Consider the following 17,225-nt stretch of genomic DNA (forward strand, 5'->3'; position numbering starts at 1 on the left):
TTCCGTACAGGTCATCAACGCAGGTAATGCATCAGGACGCCCAGGAGGGCAATCAGGCCGATGATCATCGCGAAGGCGTAGTGATAGAGGAAACCGGATTGGGTGCGACGCAGCAGGTTGGCCGCCAGATCGATCAGGCGAGCCGAACCGTTGACCACCACACCATCGACGATATTCGTGTCGATCGCGCGCGAAACCTTACCCAGCTTGATGCCGCCACCGGCGAAACCGCCGATCCACAGCTTGTCGAAGCCGTACTTGTTCTCCAGCACCGATACCAGCGGCGCGAAGGTCGAACGGGCCTTGCCCGCCAGCTCCGGCTTCCACAGGTAGAACAGCACCGCCAGCAGGAAGCCGGCCACGGTCAGGAAGAAGGCCGGAGCCATCATGCCGTGCAGCGCGAACGCGACCGGACCATGGAACTCTTCGGCCAGCGCACCGATGGTGTCGCGGGACGGGTTGTAGAAGTCCACGATGCCGGTGAAGAACGAATGCACCTGGCCCGGGATCGCGTGCTCGGCATGCGCGCCCTTCCAGTCCGTGCCGTACAGCATCGGACCGATGCCGAAGAAGCCGATCACGATCGAGGGGATCGCCAGCAGGATCAGCGGCAGCGTGACCACCCACGGGGTTTCGTGCGGCTCATGCGGACCGTGGCCATGGCCGTGGTCGTCATGGTGCGCGTCGCCGTGATGGGCATCGGCAGCATGGGCATCGACCGCATGCGCGTCGGCATGGTGATCGTCATGGCCATGGCCGTGGTCGTCATGTGCGTCGCGGAAGCGTTCCTTGCCGTGGAAGGTCAGGAACAGCAGGCGGAAGCTGTAGAAGCTGGTCACGATGACGCCGCCCAGGACCGCCCAGTAGCCGTAGGTGGCCACCCAGCTATGCGACACGTGCGCGTGGTGCTGCGCCGCCTCGATGATGGTGTCCTTGGAGTAGAAGCCGGAGAAGAACGGCGTACCCACCAGGGCCAGCGTGCCGATCCACATGGTCACGAAGGTGATCGGCATGTACTTGCGCAGGCCGCCCATCTTGCGCATGTCCTGCTCGTGGTGCATCGCGATGATGACCGAGCCGGCACCCAGGAACAGCAGCGCCTTGAAGAAGGCGTGGGTCATCAGGTGGAACACGGCGGCCGAATAGGCCGACACACCCAGCGCCACGGTCATGTAGCCCAGCTGGGACAGCGTGGAGTACGCGACGACGCGCTTGATGTCGTTCTGCACGATGCCGATCAGGCCGGTGAAGAACGCGGTGGTGGCACCGATGAACAGCACGAAGTTCAGCGCGGTCTGCGACAGCTCGAACAGCGGCGACATGCGGGTGACCATGAAGATACCCGCGGTCACCATGGTCGCGGCGTGGATCAGCGCCGAGATCGGGGTCGGGCCTTCCATCGAGTCCGGCAGCCACACGTGCAGCGGCACCTGGGCCGACTTGCCCATCGCACCGATGAACAGGCAGATGCAGATGATGGTGGCAATCGACCAGATCACCGGGGCGTCCAGCACCTGGTACGAGGTGCCGAACAGGGTGATCGCGCCGGACCAGACCTGCATCTGTGCCTGCGGGCTGCCCAGGATCGGCGCATTGGCAAACACGGTGGCGTAGTCCAGCGAGCCGAACACCCACAGCACGCCGGCGATGCCCAGGATGAAGCCGAAGTCACCCACGCGGTTGACCAGGAACGCCTTCATGTTGGCGAAGATCGCGGTCGGGCGCTTGAACCAGAAACCGATCAGCAGGTACGACACCAGGCCCACTGCTTCCCAGCCGAAGAACAGCTGCAGGAAGTTGTTGCTCATCACCAGGGTGAGCATGGAGAAGGTGAACAGCGAGATGTAGCTGAAGAACCGCTGGTAGCCCGGGTCATCCTGCATGTAGCCGATGGTGTACACGTGCACCAGGAACGACACGAAGGTCACCACGACCATCATCATGGCCGTCAGCTTGTCGATCATGAAACCGACATGCGCCGAGTACTGGCCGACTTCGAAGAACGTATAGATGTTCTCGTTGTACGGCTGTGCGCCGCCCCACAGCAGCATGTACAGCACGTAGCTGGACATGATGCAGCTGGCGCCGACGCCCAGGATGGTGACCGTCTGTGCGCCGATGCGACCGACCTGCCGGCCGAACAGGCCAGCGATGATGCTGCCGATCAGCGGTGCGAGCACCACTGCGATCAACAGACTCTTGGAGAGAGTGATTTCCATCTACGGATCAGCCCTTCAGCGAGTCGACTTCGCCGACATTGATGGTGCGGCGATTACGGAACAGGGTTACCAGGATCGCGAGGCCGATGGCGGCCTCGGCCGCGGCCACGGTCAGGATGAAGAAGACGAACAGCTGTCCGGCCGTATCACCCAGTTCCCGCGAGAACCCGACGAAATTGATGTTGACCGACAGCAGCATCAGCTCGACCGACATCAACAGCACGATGATGTTCTTGCGGTTGAGGAAGATGCCGGCGAGGCTGATGCAGAACAGCAGCGCGCCCAGCGCCAGGATATGGCCGAGGGTGATCATGGCGTTGCCTCCTCGTCGCTGGACGGCTTGGTGTTGGTGTGGACCAACGGCTTTTCGGCATCCATCTTGACGATGCGCAGGCGGTCGCTGCCCTTGACCATGGTCTGCTCGCTCGGGTTCTGGGTCTTCAGGCCGGTGCGGCGACGCAGGGTCAGCATCACGGCGGCCACCACGGCCACGGTCAGGATGACGGCGGCGAACTCGAACGGCAGCAGGTACTCGGTGAACAGGCTGCGGGCCAGCCAGGTGATGTTGGAGCTGTCGGCGGCCAGTGCGGCGGCGTTGTCGGCCGGGAACGGGTTGACCGCCCTGCCCTTCACCCCGATCAGCACCAGCATCTGCACCAGCATTGTGACCGCGACCACCAGGCCGATCGGCAGGTAACGCACCCAGCCTTCGCGCAGGTTGGTGGCATCGATGTCGAGCATCATCACCACGAACAGGAACAACACCATGACCGCGCCCACGTACACCAGCACCAGGGCCACGCCGAGGAACTCAGCGCCGACCAGGATCCAGATGCAGGCCACGGAGAAGAAGGTCAGGATCAGGCACAACACGGCATACACCGGATTGCGCACGCTGATCACCGCCGCGGCGGAGATGCCCGCCACGATGGAGAAGACCCAGAAACTGATATTTACCCAATCCATCATTCGACCTCAGCGGAAAGCGGCATCGGCGGCGCGACGCTCGGCGATCTCGGCTTCAAGCCGATCACCGATGGCCAGCAGCTGCGGCTTGGTAACGATGTTCTCGCCACGATTCTCGAAGTGGTACTCGAGGATGTGGGTCTCGACGATCGAGTCCACCGGGCAGCTTTCTTCACAGAAGCCGCAGAAGATGCACTTGAACAGATCGATGTCGTAACGGGTGGTACGGCGGCTGCCGTCCTCGCGCTTGGCCGAATCGATGGTGATGGCCAGTGCCGGGCACACCGCTTCGCACAGCTTGCAGGCGATGCAGCGCTCTTCCCCGTTGGGGTAGCGACGCAGCGCGTGCAGGCCACGGAAACGCGGCGACTGCGGGAACTTCTCCATCGGGTACATCAGCGTGTACTTGGGCTTGAAGGCGTACTTCAGGGTCAACCACAGACCACCGAGCAGCTCGAGCAGCAGCAGGCTTTTGAAGTAATGGGTAATTCGATTCATCACTTAGACGCCCTTCTGGATCACGCCGTAGAACACCATCACCGCCGTCACTGCGATCCAGAAGATGGTGAGGGGAATGAAGACCTTCCAGCCCAGACGCATGATCTGGTCATAACGGAAGCGCGGGAAGCTGGCACGGAACCAGATGTAGGCGCTGGCGAAGAAGAACACCTTCAGCAGCAGCCACGGCCAACCACCCTTCCACAGCCAGTCGATCCACGGCGAGATGTCCGCGTTGACCCAGCCCTGGATCGGGCTCAGCCAGCCACCGAGGAAGAAGATCGAGATCAGGAAGCTGATCAGGATCATGTTGGCGTATTCGGCCAGGAAGAACAGCGCGAACGCACCGCCGGAGTACTCGACCATGTGGCCGGCCACGATTTCCGATTCACCTTCCACCACGTCGAACGGCGCGCGGTTGGTTTCGGCCACGCCGGACACCCAGTACACGATGAACAGCGGGAACAGCGGCAGCAGGAACCAGTCGAAGAAGCCGGAGCTGCCGGCCTGGGCCATCACGATGTTGCTCAGATTCAAGCTGCCCGAGGCGATCATCACGCCGACCAGGGCAAAGCCCATCGCGATTTCGTAGCTGATCATCTGCGCCGAGGCGCGCATCGCACCCAGGAAGGCGTACTTGGAGTTGGACGCCCAGCCCGCCAGGATGATGCCGTACACACCCAGCGAGGTCATCGCCAGCAGGTACAGCAGGCCGGCGTTGGCGTTGGACAGCACGATCTTCGCATCGAAGGGAATCACCGACCAGGCCGCGAAGGCCGGTCCGAGCGTGATCAGCGGCGCAAGGATGAACATCGCCTTGTGCGAGCTGGCCGGCTGGATGATTTCCTTGAACAGCAGTTTGAAGACGTCGGCGAAGGCCTGGAAGATGCCCATGCCGACATACATCGGACCGTGGCGGACATGCATCCAGCCGATCAGCTTGCGTTCCCAGACCACGAAGAACGCCACCGAGATGATCACCGGCATAGCGATCACCAGGATCTTCAGGATGATCCAGAGCAGCGCGCCGATGTCGCCCAGTGACAGCAGCCACTGGTGCAGCGGATCGACCGCGTTCAACAGCAATTCGTTCATGCAGCCACCACCGTTACGCGAGCGGCACCCAGCGGTGCGGTTGCACCGTGGCCCGATTCAATCCAGACCGAACCCGCGGCGACGCGGGCGTCGACCACCACCGGCAGGGTGGCGCGGCCGGCATCGGTGCCGACCTTGGCCATCTGCCCTTCGGCCAACTGCAGGCGGGCGGCATCGGCGGTGTTGAGCACGATGCGCGGCGCGGTGTTGAGCGGATGCGACTGCAGCGCCTGGGCGCGACGGACCACCGCATCGGTGCGGTAGATCGCGGCGGTCGAGGTCACTTCCAGCCCCTCGCCTGCCAGCGGCGTTGCGGCCGAAGTCGACACGGTGACGCTGACCGGGGCCAGGCTGGCGCGCAGGCCGGCCAGGTCGATGAACTCGAAACCGGCCAGGGCCAGCTCGCCGCCCAGCGCACGCAGCACACGCCAGCCTTCACGCGCCTCGCCCGGCAGCTTGCCGCCGGCACGGGCCGACTGCTCGCGACCATCGAGGTTGGTCAGGGTGGCATCCACTTCCGGCAGCGCGCCGATCGGCAGGATCACGTCGGCCACGTCGCGGGTGGAGGCACAGGCGAACTGGCTGAAGGCCACCACCTGCGCACCGGCCAGTGCCTTGCGGGCAGCGGCGGCGTCGGCGAAGTCCAGGCCCGGCTCGATGCCGTAGATGGCATAGGCCTTGCGCGGCTGGGCCAGCATGGCGTTGACGTCCTTGCCGGCCGGCAGCACGCCGGCGCGGGACAAGCCCACGGCATTGGCACCCTGCGGGATACGGCACAGCTTGGCACCGGTAGCGGCGGCGAAATCGCGCGCGGCGGCGCGGATCGCAGCAGCCTGCGGGTGGTTTTCGGCGATGCCACCGACGATCAGCACGGCGTTGCTGGCGGCCTTGACGGCGTCACGCAGCTCGGCGTTGCCCAGTGCGTCGATGAAGGCCGACGGGGCGACGATCTGCTTGCTGGCCAGCTTGAACGCGAAATCGAAGTCCACCGGATTGACGGCGTGGATCTTCGCATTGCGCGTGGTCTGCGCCTTGCGCAAGCGGGCATGCAGCAGCGGCAGCTCGTGGCGGATGTTGCTGCCAAGCACGACGATGCTGTCCGCGCCTTCGATCTCCGCCAGCGGCAGGCCGAACACTTCGGCGGTGGCGGCGTCGGAGAAGTCGCGGTTATTGATGCGGTGATCGATGTTCGTGGTGCCCAGGCCCGTGGCGAGACGGGCCAGCAGCGCGCCCTCCTCGTTCGAGGCCGACGGGTGCACCAGCACGCCGAGGTCGTCGCCCTGGTTGGCGGCGAAGATCTCCTTGGCAGCGGCCAGGCCTTCAGCCCAGCTCACTTCCTTCCACTCGCCATTGACCTTGCGCAGCGGCTTGACCGCACGGTCTTCGCTGTACAGGCCCTGGTGCGAATAGCGGTCGCGGTCGGACAGCCAGCATTCGTTGACCGACTCGTTGTCGCGCGGCACGGCGCGCAGCACTTCGCCGCGACGCACGTGCAGGAACAGGTTCGAGCCCATCGCGTCGTGGTAACCCAGCGACTCGCGCGCGGTCAGTTCCCACGGACGGGCGCGGAACTGGAACACCTTGTTGGTCAGCGCGCCCACCGGGCACACGTCCACGACGTTGCCGGACAGCTCGGTGGTCAGCGGCTTGCCGTCGTAGGTGCCGATCTGCAGGTTCTCACCGCGGTACATGCCACCCAGTTCGTAGGTACCGGCAACGTCGGCGGTGAAGCGGACGCAGCGGGTGCACTGGATGCAGCGGGTCATCTCGGTGGCCACCAGCGGACCGATGTCCTCGTCCGGCACCACGCGCTTGCGCTCATTGAAGCGGCTGACCGAACGGCCATAGCCCAGCGACACGTCCTGCAGCTCGCACTCGCCGCCCTGATCGCAGATCGGGCAATCCAGCGGGTGGTTGATCAGCAGGAATTCCATCACCGAGCGCTGGAACTTCAGCGCCTTTTCACTGCGGGTGGCGACCTTCATGCCATCCATGACCGGCGTGGCGCAGGCCGGTGCCGGCTTGGGCGACTTCTCCACGTCGACCAGGCACATGCGGCAGTTGGCCGCGATCGGCAGCTTCTCGTGGTAGCAGAAACGCGGGATCGGGATGCCGGCCTTGTCGGCGGCCTGGATGATCATCGAGCCCTTGGGCACGACCAGGGACTGACCGTCGATTTCGACGGTGACATGTCCCTCGGGCACCACGGCCGGCGTCACGCCCGGATTGTTGGGTTGCGCGCTCATGCAGCGGCTGCCTCCACCTTCTTGCCGTCAACCATCGAATGACCGTTGACGATGTAGTACTCGAATTCGTCCCAGAACTGGCGCAGGAAGCCCTGGATGGGCCATGCCGCCGCTTCACCGAACGCGCAGATGGTGTGGCCTTCGATCTGGCCGGCCACCGTCTTCAACTGATGCAGGTCTTCCATGGTGGCCTTGCCGGCGACGATGCGCTCGAGCACGCGGTGCATCCAGCCGGTGCCTTCGCGGCACGGGGTGCACTGCCCACAGGATTCCTTGTGGAAGAACTGGCTGATGCGGCAGGCGAACTTGACGCAGCAGACGCTGTCATCCAGCACCACGATGGCGCCCGACCCCAGCCCGGTGCCCAGGGCACGCAGGGTGTCGTAGTCCATCTGCAGGCCCTTGAGCTCGTCGGCCTTCAGCACCGGCATCGAGACGCCGCCCGGGACCGCGCCCTTGAGCTTCCGGCCCGGCTTCAGACCACCGGCCATTTCCAGCAGCTCGTCGAAGGTGGTGCCCAGCGGCACTTCGAAGTTGCCGCCCTTCTGCACGCAGCCGGAGACCGAGAAGATCTTCGGACCGCCGTTCTTGGTCAGGCTCAGGCCCTGGAACCATTCGGGGCCGTTGCGGATGATCGCCGGCACCGAGGCATAGGTCTCGGTGTTGTTGATGGTGGACGGCTTGCCGTACAGGCCGAAGTTGGCCGGGAACGGCGGCTTGTAGCGCGGCTGGCCCTTCTTGCCTTCCAGCGATTCCATCAGCGCGGTTTCTTCGCCGCAGATGTAGGCGCCGGCGCCCAGCGCGCCGTAGATGTCGATGTCCACGCCGCTGCCAAGGATGTCCTTGCCCAGCCAGCCGTTTGCGTACGCGTCGGCCAGGGCCTGCTCGAAGTTCTCGAACGGCTCGTGGTGGAACTCGCCACGCAGGTAGTTGTAGCCCACGGTCGAGCCGGTGGCGTAGCAGGCGATCGCCATGCCTTCCACCACCGAATGCGGGTTGTAACGCAAGATGTCGCGGTCCTTGCAGGTCCCCGGCTCGGATTCATCCGAGTTGCACAGGATGTACTTCTGCATGGTGCCCTTGGGCATGAAGGACCACTTCAGGCCGGTCGGGAAGCCGGCGCCACCGCGGCCGCGCAGGTTGGACTGCTTGACCATCTCGATGACCTGCTCCGGCGAGATCTTCTCTTCGAGGATCTTGCGCAGGGCGGCGTAACCACCGGTCTTGAGGTAGCTTTCATACGACCACGGGGTGTCGTAATGCAGGGTGGTGTAGACCACCTGGTGCGGCAACGGTGCGGGACCGACCGGACCACTGGGTGCGTGATGATGTGCCATGTCTTACTCCAACCCGTCCAGCAGCTCGTCGACTTTCTCGACGGTCAGGCGCTCGTGGTAATGGCCATTGATGACCATCATCGGCGCACCGGCGCAACCGGCCAGGCATTCTTCTTCACGCTTGAGGTAGATGCGGCCGTCAGCGGTGGACTGACCGGTCTTGCAGCCGAGCTTCTTCTCGGCGTGCGCGACCAGGTCCTCGGCGCCGTTCAGCCAGCAGCTGATGTTGGTGCAGAAGGCAACGTTGTGGCGGCCGACCTTCTCCAGCTCGAACATCGAGTAGAAGCTGGCCACTTCGTAGGCCCACACCGGCGGCAGGTCCAGGTACTTGGCGACGCCGGCGATCAACTCGTCGGTCAGCCAGCCCGCGTTCTGCTCCTGTGCGGCATGCAGGCCCTGCAGGACAGCCGAGCGCTTGCGATCCGGCGGGAACTTGGCCAGCCAGTGATCGATGTGCGCACGGGTCTTGTCACTCAAGACCACCATCGGGTCGACGTCGCGCGCCGCCTCGAAATTACCTGTCGCCTTCATCGGCCGACCTCAGCGAATACGAAATCGTTAAGAACCAGAACCTGCAGCGCCGGCAACAGCCGGCGGGTGTCAGGCATCGTGCAAGCGGATGCGATCACCGATCCACCTCGCCGAACACCAGATCGTAGGTGCCGATCATGGCCACCACGTCGGCGAGCATGTGCCCGCGCACGATCGAGTCGATCGAGGACAGATGGGCAAAGCCCGGCGCGCGCAGGTGCACGCGGAACGGCTTGTTGGCACCATCGGACATCAGGTAGCAGCCGAACTCGCCCTTGGGCGCTTCGACGGCGGCGTAGGTTTCGCCGGCCGGGACGCAGTAGCCTTCACTGAACAGCTTGAAGTGATGGATCAGCGCTTCCATGTCGTCCTTCATGTCTTCCCGGCTGGGCGGGGCGACCTTGAAGTTCTTCACCATCACCGGGCCCGGGTTGGCCTTCAGCCACGCCACGCACTGCTTGATGATGCGGTTGGATTCGCGCATTTCGGCCACGCGGCACAGGTAGCGATCGTAGCAATCGCCTTCCTTGCCCAGCGGGATGTCGAAATCGACGGCATCGTACTTGGCATACGGCTGCTTCTTGCGCAGATCCCAGGCAACGCCCGAGCCACGCAGCATCACCCCGGTCATGCCCCAGGCGTGCGCCAGTTCGGGGGTGACCACGCCGATGCCGACGGTACGCTGCTTCCAGATGCGGTTGTCGGTGAGCAGGGTTTCGTACTCGTCGACACGCTTCGGGAATTCAACGGTGAAATTCTCGAGGAAATCGAGCAGCGAACCTTCGCGCGCGGCGTTGAGGTTCTTCAGGGCCTTGCCCTTGTGCCAGCGCGATTCGGTGTACTTGGGCATGCGGTCCGGCAGGTCCCGGTAGACGCCGCCCGGGCGGTAGTACGCCGCGTGCATGCGCGCGCCGGAGACTGCTTCGTAGCAGTCCATCAGCTCTTCGCGTTCGCGGAAGGCGTACAGCATGACCGCCATCGCGCCCAGATCGAGCGCGTTGGAGCCCAGCCACATCAGGTGGTTCAGGATGCGGGTGATTTCGTCGAACAGGGTGCGGATGTACTGCGCACGCTCCGGCGCCTCGATCCCCATCAGGGTTTCGATCGCGCGCACGTAGGCGTGCTCGTTGCACATCATCGACACGTAATCCAGGCGATCCATGTAGCCGATCGACTGGTTGAACGGCTTGGACTCGGCCAGCTTTTCGGTACCACGGTGCAGCAGGCCCACGTGGGGATCTGCACGCATGATGGTTTCGCCGTCCATTTCCAGGATCAGGCGCAGCACACCGTGCGCGGCCGGATGCTGGGGACCGAAGTTCATCGTGTAGTTGCGGATTTCCTGGCGCAGTTCCGCCGGGTTGCTCGCAAAGGCCTGGTGGGCCTGGGGTTCACGCTTGCTCAGATCAGCACTCACTTTACTGCCTCCGTCTGCGCGCTTTCGCCGGCAGCGGTCTGGAAACGGGCATCGTCACGGATCACGCGGGGCACGCCGACACGCGGCTCCACCGAGGTGACCGGTTCGTAGATCACGCGCTTCTTTTCTTCGTCGTAGCGCACTTCGACGTTGCCGATCAGCGGGAAATCCTTGCGGAACGGATGGCCGACGAAGCCGTAATCGGTCAGGATCCGGCGCAGGTCCGGGTGGCCTTCGAAGATCACGCCGAACAGGTCGAACGCTTCGCGCTCGAACCAGTTCAGGCCCGGCCAAACATCGGTCAGCGAGGCGACCACCGGCAGTTCCTCATTCGGCGCAAAGCAACGGATGCGCATGGTGAGGTTGTGCTGGTAGGAACGCAGCTGGGCGACCACGGCGAAACGCTGCAACGGAATCGGCTGCGGCTGGGCGCCATCGCTGGTTTCGCGGGTGGGGAATTCACCCCAGGCGAAACGGCCGACGGACTTGCCCTCGACGCCACGGCTGAAGCCCTGGGACGAAACATCGGCCGTATCCCATTCGTCGCTGCCATAGCCGAGGTAATCCAGGCCGCACAGGTCAACGGCCTGCTCGAAACCGAATACGTCGCGCAGCGCCACAGCGGTGGCATGCCAGTCAGCGGCGGGCACTTCCAGCGTCACTTCGCCGCGGGGTTCGACCACGAAGACCTGCGCACCAGCAAAGTGTGCGGAGAGTCGGTCGATGAAGGAAGGTGCTTGCTCTGCCATGGGGGCTTGGCGTGCTCTAGTCAGGAGGGAGGTCAGCGGGCGATGGTCTGCGTACGCCAGATCTTCTTCTGCAACTGCAGGATCCCGTACACCAGCGCTTCGGCGGTTGGCGGGCAACCGGGGACATAGATGTCCACCGGCACCACGCGGTCACAGCCACGAACCACTGCATAGGAGTAGTGGTAGTAGCCGCCACCGTTGGCGCAGCTGCCCATGGAGATGACCCACTTGGGGTCCGGCATCTGGTCGTAGACCTTGCGCAGGGCCGGGGCCATCTTGTTGACCAGGGTGCCGGCCACGATCATCACGTCGGACTGACGCGGCGACGGGCGGAACACCACACCGTAGCGGTCAAGGTCCAGGCGCGCGGCGCCGGCATGCATCATTTCGACCGCGCAGCAGGCCAGACCGAAGGTCATGGGCCACATCGAACCGGTACGGGCCCAGTTCAACAGCGCGTCGACGCTGGTGGTCAGGTAACCCTTTTCCAGCAGCGGGTTGTCGCCTTCGGGGCGCAGGATGTCGTCGACCCGCCCTTCCGGGACCGGGTTGTTCATCAGGCCGTCGAGCGTCTGAATCACTCCCATTCCAGCGCTCCCTTCTTCCAGACGTAAATGAAACCGAGGAAAAGCATGCCTACGAAGAGGCCCATCGTGACCAGCGAACGTGCGCCCAGCTCCATGAAGACCTGGGTCCACGGCACGATGAAGATGATTTCCAAGTCAAATACGATGAACTGGATCGCGATCAGGTAGTAGCGCACATCGAACTTCATGCGCGCGTCCTCGAAAGCCTCGAAGCCGCATTCGTACGGCGAGAGCTTTTTCAGATCAGGACGTCGTGGACCGAGGAATCGGCCAACCAGCATCAGCGCAACGCCGATACCGGTGGCAACGATCAGAAACAGCAGAGACGGCAAATATTCGGCCAGCACAGCGATTCTCTCTTGCCTCTGCCGCGACGCCTGCAGGCGTGTTGGCATGGGGGAGTGGACGGATACCGCTACCTGGCGCTTTGCGCGCCAGACGAACCCGCTTACAAACAAAATGGTGCCCAAGAGGGGACTCGAACCCCTACGACCTAAGTCGCTACCACCTCAAGGTAGTGCGTCTACCAATTCCGCCACCTGGGCTTACGTTCGCAAGGAGGGGTTTCCCTATCGGATTCCCTCAGTGCGCCGCATATTGTAACCGTCTTCAGCGAGTCTGGGTGCCTTCCGAAGGCTTTTCTTCACCAGATTTCGGCGTTTCCGCCTGAGCCGGCACAGTAGCCTGCGGAACCGACTGCTGCACAGCGGTTTCCGGGGCTTTGGGCACGGCCGGCAGCTCGCCTGCCGGGGCGACCGGGGTCGTTGCGACCGGGGCCGACATCAAACCAAGATCCTGCTGGGTGGCCGGGCGCGAGCCATGGCTGGCGTACCAGGCCATGAACAGGCTGATGCCGAAGAACACCACGGCCAGCCACTTGGTCGACTTGGACAGGAAGTTGGACGCGCCACGCGCGCCAAACACCGTACCCGAGGCGCCAGCACCGAAACCCGAGCCTGCAGCGGCACCGGAACCACGCTGCATCAGGATGAGCGCGATCATGGCGACGGCCACCAGCACGTAGACCACATTGAGGATCAACATCAGCATTTCGAATCCGTCCTCGGACATGTTCGTGCCGACGGTTGGCCGGCAACATTACTAATTAGCGCCCGGCCGCCGCAGTGGCGATGGCCAGGAAGTCCGCGGCGACCAACGAGGCGCCGCCCACCAGCCCACCATCGACATCGGGCTGCGCGAACAGTTCCCCTGCGTTGTCGGGCTTCACGCTGCCGCCGTACAGGATCGGCAACGAATCGGCGATTCTAGCATCCAGCTTGGCCACTTCGCCACGGATGAACGCATGGACCTGCTGGGCCTGTTCCTTGGAGGCGGTACGGCCGGTGCCGATGGCCCAGACCGGCTCATAGGCGACGACGGCGTGCTGGAAGCCGGACGGGCCGACCAGGGCGAGCACGGGGGCAAGCTGGGCGGCGATGACCTGCTCGGTCTGGCCCGCCTCGCGCTGCTCCAGGGTTTCGCCCACGCACAGCACCGGGGCGAGGCCAGCATGCAGGGCGGCGGCGAACTTGCGGGCGACCAGTTCACTGGTTTCATTGTGGTACTGCCGGCGTTCGGAGTGGCCGACCAGGCCGAACCGGGCCCCGACTTCGGCCAGCATGGCGGCGGACACTTCGCCGGTGTAGGCGCCCTTTTCATTGGAGCTGACATCCTGCGAGCCGAAGGCGATGGCCCGGCCTTCAAAGGCTTCGACCAGTTCGCCCAGGTACGGCAGCGGGGGCAGGATCACCAACTCGACGCCGTCGACCGGCAGGCTGGCGACCAGGTCGCTGACCAGGTCGGTGGCGAATTGGCGGCTGCCGTGCAGCTTCCAGTTACCGGCGACGATCTTGCGGCGCATGCGGTGCTCCTTTGGGTATCAGCCGGTAATGATACCGGATGAAACGAAATGGCGTGGTTGCGAAAACGCTTACATTTCAAATGGATATTGGTTTGGGGTATGCGAAAGGCGGGGATCCGGTTGCTATCGGGATGGGCTGGCGCGGGTGGGTTGGCAGGACACGCCGTAAATCCGTCCCTGGAGGCTCGTGGGCGCCATCCATGGCGCCCAACGGTCCCGCCAACCCACCCACACCAGCCCCCGACAGTCGGCCGGTTCGCATGGGAGAGCGGTGGAGCGTGCCGACCAACGGTCGGCACCTACCCATCACCACACCCCACCACCCACCACCCATCACCCATCCTCAATCCCCAATCCCCAATCCCCAATCCCCAGTCACCCGTAGCCCGTAGCCCGTGGCCCACAGCCTCAACCATCCGCAGACCCAAAGCATCAGCAGCAAGCCCGCCCTGCCCTCGGTTCCGGTCGTAGCAATCTGTGAGGTCGGGCGCTGCCATGCCCCGCCGGGACCTTAGGCAACATGGATGTTGCCTAAGAGCCCCCAGGGACGGGTTCACGGCGTGTCCCGGCGGGGCATGGCAGCGCCCGGCCAACCGATAGAAGCCGACCAGCCAGCCGTTGCCGTTGCCGTTGAATTTGACATAGCCCCTAAAAGAAGAAGGCCGCCTTCCGGCGGCCCTCCTCCCAACATCATTTCAGCTTGATCTCACGCAAACGCTCTTCCAGGAAACCATGCGCCGTAATCGGCTCCGGATAGCGGCTCGGGTTTTCCGGCGTGATGCAGGTCGGCAGCACATCGATCAGGAAGTCCGGGTTCGGGTGCAGGAAGAACGGCACCGAATAGCGCGGCTGGCGCGCCTGCTCGCCCGGAGGATTGACCACCCGGTGGATCGTCGACGGATACACATGGTTGGTCAGACGCTGCAGCATGTCGCCGATGTTCACCACGATCGTGTCCGCGTCCGAGGTGAACGGCACCCACTTGCCCTCGTGCGACTGCACCTCCAGCCCCGCCGCGCTCGCGCCCACCAGCAGCGTGATGAAGTTGATGTCGCCGTGTGCACCGGCGCGCACGTTCGGAATGTTCTCGGCGGTGATCGGCGGGTAGTGGATCGGGCGCAGGATCGAATTGCCGTTGTTGGTCTTGTCCGCGAAGAAATCTTCCGGCAGCCCGATGTGCAGCGCCAGCGCCGACAGCACCCGCGAACCCAGCTGGTCCAGCGCCTGGTACAGCGCATAGCCACGCTCGCGGAAGTTCGGCACCTCGGCCGGCCACAGGTTCGGGGCCATCACATCACGGTACTTCGAGTCGTCCGGGATCTCCCGGCCGATGTGCCAGAACTCCTTCAGATCGAAGTGCTGCGAGCCCTTGGCCGTCTCCACCCCGAAGGCCGTGTAGCCGCGCGCCCCGCCACTGCCCGGCACGTGGTACTGGCGCTTGGTCTCTTCCGGCAGTGCGAAGAACGCCTTGAACACCTCGTAGGCGGCGTCGATGTCGGCCTGCGGGATGCCGTGGTTGCGGATACCTGCGAATCCCCATTCGCGGTAGGCCGCGCCCAGCTCGGCAACGAAGGCGTCGCGGTCACTGTCGAAACGGGTGATGTCGAGGGTCGGGATCTGGCTCACAGCGGTTCCTGGCTTGTTCGGATGGGTCGCAGGCCATCTCGGTGGCCCGGCTGAACATTGTGCCAGATCCGCCACCCGGCACTGCCGACACAAAGATACAAACCGATACAATGCGCCCGCCCCGTTGCCTTGAGCGGGGTGCCGACGCAGCCGCCGCCACGTCCCCGCCTCCCTTCCACTGCGCCGCCGACCCGCTCCATGTCCCTTTCCCTGCCCGCCTTCGCCCCCTCCCCGTCCACGCGCTGGCAGCGCCTGGCCTGGCTGAGCCTGTTCACCGCCCTCAATGCCGGCGCCGCGATCCTCATCGCACTGGGCAACACCCCGCTGGGCGACAACCCCGGTGGCGGGCTTGGGCTGGCCTACCTCGGCATCGCCCTGCCCGGCCATTTCCTTGCACTTGGCGCAGGGGTATCGCTGCTGCCGCTGCTGCTGGGCCTGTGGCTGCGCGGGCCACGGCCCCTGCTGGTCAGCGCGGTGGTCCTGCAGACCCTGTGGCTGTGCCTGCTGCTGGTCGATGCCAAGGTGTTTGCCCTGTATCGCTTCCACCTCAATGCCATGGTGCTCAACATGGTGTTCGGCGGCGCACTGCAGGACCAGGTCGCACTGTCCTGGCAGACCTGGCTGCAGGTGGCGGCCGTGCTGGCCGCCGTGGTCGTGGCCGAAGTGCTGCTGGCCTGGGCCTGCTGGCGGCTCGTGCCCGTCGCGGCACAGCGCCGCCCGCTGCTGCTGGCCTGGGCCGCCGGCCTGGTCCTGATGACCTGCGGCCAGGTCGCTACCGCCTACTACGACGCGCGCGGCGAACGCGCGGTGACCAGCCAGTGGGCGTACCTGCCGTGGGCGCAGCCGATCACCGCCAAGCGCCACATGCACCGACTCGGCGTGCAGAGCCTGCCCCAGGCGAGCCTGCCCGACCCGCGCCACAGCCAGCTGCAGTACCCGCTGCACCCATTGCGCTGCCAGAGCAACGTGCAGCCCAACGTGCTGGTGGTGGTGATGGAATCGCTGCGCCATGACGCACTCGATGCCACCACCATGCCCAACACCTGGGCACTGGCCGCGCAGTCGGAGCATTTCACCGCCCACTACAGCAGCGGCAATGCCACCCGCTACGGCCTGTTCGGGCTGCTGTACGGGCTGCCCGGCGGCTACTGGGACAGCATGCTCAGCGAACAGCGCGGTTCGCAGCTGTTCGACGTGCTCCAGCAACAGGGGTACGACCTGCATCTGTACGGCAGCGCGCCGCTGCACAGCCCGGAATTCGACCGCACCGCGTTTGCCCAGGTGCGCGATCAGCTGCACACGGCGCCGTCGGCACTGCCGGTGGCGGCGCGTGACCGACACATCATCGACGCACTGCGCGCCGACATTACCCGGCCGGGCAACGGCCGCTGGTTCGGGTTTGCGTTCCTGGACAGCACCCACGCACCCTACCACCTGCCCAAGGACTACCCCCCGCTGGCCACGCCGATGGCGAGCCACATCGACTTCCTTGCGCTGGACGAGGACCACGTGCCGGTACCGGAACTCAACCGCTACCGCACCGCCGTGCACTACGCCGATGGTTTGCTCGGCGAGCTGCTGCAGACCCTGCGCGACAGCGGCCAGGCCGACAACACCATCGTGCTGGTGACCGGTGACCATGCCGAGGAATTCAACGACCTTGGCCTGAACTACTGGGGCCACAACGGCAATTTCTCCGACTACCAGATGCGCGTGCCGTTCGTGCTGCACTGGCCCGGCCGCACGCCCGCCCGGCACACCGGCAGCACCAGTCACGAGGACTGGGTGCCCACCCTGATGCGTCACGGCCTGGGCTGCGAGAACGCGCTGGCTGATTTCAGTACCGGCCGCGACCTGTTCGACCCGGTGCCGGCCGACCGTGCACTGCTCGTGGAAAGCTGGTCGCAGCGCGGCATCCGCCAGGGCGACCGCACCTACGTGTTCGACAAGTTCGGCAACGCCACCACCCTGGACCGCCAGTACCTGCCGGTCCCCGACCAGCAACCCGATGCCGCTGCGGTACGCGCGGCATGGGACGCGCTCACCCATTTCCGCCGGCAATGACCCGGCCGCTCCCCGCCTGGAACGTTCAT

The 17,225-nt window shown here is 64.6% G+C and carries 16 protein-coding genes and 1 tRNA gene; 1 reads left to right on the forward strand and 16 read right to left on the reverse strand.

What is annotated here, in order from left to right; genetic code table 11:
• Positions 1–14: 14 nt before the first annotated feature.
• The 16 genes from nuoL to GQ674_RS13065 all read right to left on the reverse strand — a co-directional run bounded on the left by nuoL (position 15) and on the right by GQ674_RS13065 (position 15,132).
• Positions 15–2,219: an NADH-quinone oxidoreductase subunit L gene (nuoL, locus tag GQ674_RS12990; RefSeq protein ID WP_159497414.1), complete on the reverse strand. Its 2,205-nt coding sequence runs from the start codon at positions 2,217–2,219 to the stop codon at positions 15–17.
• 7 nt (positions 2,220–2,226) lie between these two features.
• Complete coding sequence (nuoK, locus tag GQ674_RS12995) at positions 2,227–2,532, reverse strand: NADH-quinone oxidoreductase subunit NuoK (protein WP_017355932.1); 306 nt, start codon at positions 2,530–2,532, stop codon at positions 2,227–2,229.
• The gene (locus GQ674_RS13000; protein ID WP_201290160.1) at positions 2,529–3,188 is read right to left on the reverse strand and encodes an NADH-quinone oxidoreductase subunit J; all 660 of its coding nucleotides are present in this window, start codon (positions 3,186–3,188) and stop codon (positions 2,529–2,531) included. Before GQ674_RS13000 ends, nuoK begins: the two co-directional genes overlap by 4 nt.
• Before the next feature lie 6 nt (positions 3,189–3,194).
• Positions 3,195–3,683: an NADH-quinone oxidoreductase subunit NuoI gene (gene nuoI, locus GQ674_RS13005; protein ID WP_038687244.1), complete on the reverse strand. Its 489-nt coding sequence runs from the start codon at positions 3,681–3,683 to the stop codon at positions 3,195–3,197.
• A gap of 3 nt (positions 3,684–3,686) precedes the next feature.
• On the reverse strand, positions 3,687–4,778 hold the full coding sequence (gene nuoH, locus GQ674_RS13010) for an NADH-quinone oxidoreductase subunit NuoH (RefSeq protein ID WP_128095984.1): 1,092 nt from the start codon (positions 4,776–4,778) through the stop codon (positions 3,687–3,689).
• Complete coding sequence (gene nuoG / locus GQ674_RS13015; protein WP_159497416.1) at positions 4,775–7,024, reverse strand: NADH-quinone oxidoreductase subunit NuoG; 2,250 nt, start codon at positions 7,022–7,024, stop codon at positions 4,775–4,777. The genes nuoH and nuoG overlap by 4 nt, the downstream gene beginning before the upstream one ends.
• Complete coding sequence (gene nuoF, locus GQ674_RS13020; protein WP_159497417.1) at positions 7,021–8,361, reverse strand: NADH-quinone oxidoreductase subunit NuoF; 1,341 nt, start codon at positions 8,359–8,361, stop codon at positions 7,021–7,023. The genes nuoG and nuoF overlap by 4 nt, the downstream gene beginning before the upstream one ends.
• A gap of 3 nt (positions 8,362–8,364) precedes the next feature.
• Positions 8,365–8,892: an NADH-quinone oxidoreductase subunit NuoE gene (gene nuoE, locus GQ674_RS13025; protein ID WP_019182680.1), complete on the reverse strand. Its 528-nt coding sequence runs from the start codon at positions 8,890–8,892 to the stop codon at positions 8,365–8,367.
• 94 nt (positions 8,893–8,986) lie between these two features.
• The gene (locus tag GQ674_RS13030) at positions 8,987–10,216 is read right to left on the reverse strand and encodes an NADH-quinone oxidoreductase subunit D (protein WP_236546307.1); all 1,230 of its coding nucleotides are present in this window, start codon (positions 10,214–10,216) and stop codon (positions 8,987–8,989) included.
• A gap of 89 nt (positions 10,217–10,305) precedes the next feature.
• Positions 10,306–11,058, reverse strand: coding sequence for an NADH-quinone oxidoreductase subunit C (locus tag GQ674_RS13035; RefSeq protein WP_038687235.1), 753 nt, complete (start codon positions 11,056–11,058; stop codon positions 10,306–10,308).
• 32 nt (positions 11,059–11,090) lie between these two features.
• Positions 11,091–11,645: an NADH-quinone oxidoreductase subunit B gene (locus tag GQ674_RS13040; protein ID WP_038687233.1), complete on the reverse strand. Its 555-nt coding sequence runs from the start codon at positions 11,643–11,645 to the stop codon at positions 11,091–11,093.
• Positions 11,636–11,992 (reverse strand): NADH-quinone oxidoreductase subunit A, encoded by a 357-nt coding sequence (locus GQ674_RS13045; RefSeq protein WP_026069699.1) that lies wholly within the window; start codon positions 11,990–11,992, stop codon positions 11,636–11,638. The genes GQ674_RS13040 and GQ674_RS13045 overlap by 10 nt, the downstream gene beginning before the upstream one ends.
• A gap of 113 nt (positions 11,993–12,105) precedes the next feature.
• A tRNA-Leu gene (locus GQ674_RS13050) sits at positions 12,106–12,190 on the reverse strand.
• Positions 12,191–12,254: 64 nt separating this feature from the next.
• A complete protein-coding gene (gene secG, locus GQ674_RS13055) occupies positions 12,255–12,695 on the reverse strand; it encodes a preprotein translocase subunit SecG (RefSeq protein ID WP_159497418.1) in 441 nt (146 codons plus the stop codon).
• A 55-nt stretch (positions 12,696–12,750) separates the two neighbouring features.
• A complete protein-coding gene (gene tpiA / locus GQ674_RS13060; protein WP_159497419.1) occupies positions 12,751–13,506 on the reverse strand; it encodes a triose-phosphate isomerase in 756 nt (251 codons plus the stop codon).
• A 690-nt stretch (positions 13,507–14,196) separates the two neighbouring features.
• Entirely contained in the window at positions 14,197–15,132 is a 936-nt protein-coding gene (locus tag GQ674_RS13065) for a 2-oxoglutarate and iron-dependent oxygenase domain-containing protein (RefSeq protein ID WP_128098097.1), read from the reverse strand.
• Positions 15,133–15,330: 198 nt separating this feature from the next.
• Here GQ674_RS13065 and GQ674_RS13070 point away from each other — a divergent pair, with 198 nt between their 5' ends.
• On the forward strand, positions 15,331–17,196 hold the full coding sequence (locus GQ674_RS13070; RefSeq protein ID WP_159497420.1) for a sulfatase-like hydrolase/transferase: 1,866 nt from the start codon (positions 15,331–15,333) through the stop codon (positions 17,194–17,196).
• Positions 17,197–17,225 lie beyond the last annotated feature (29 nt).

Source organism: Stenotrophomonas sp. 364, assembly GCF_009832905.1.
GTDB lineage: Bacteria > Pseudomonadota > Gammaproteobacteria > Xanthomonadales > Xanthomonadaceae > Stenotrophomonas > Stenotrophomonas maltophilia_AP.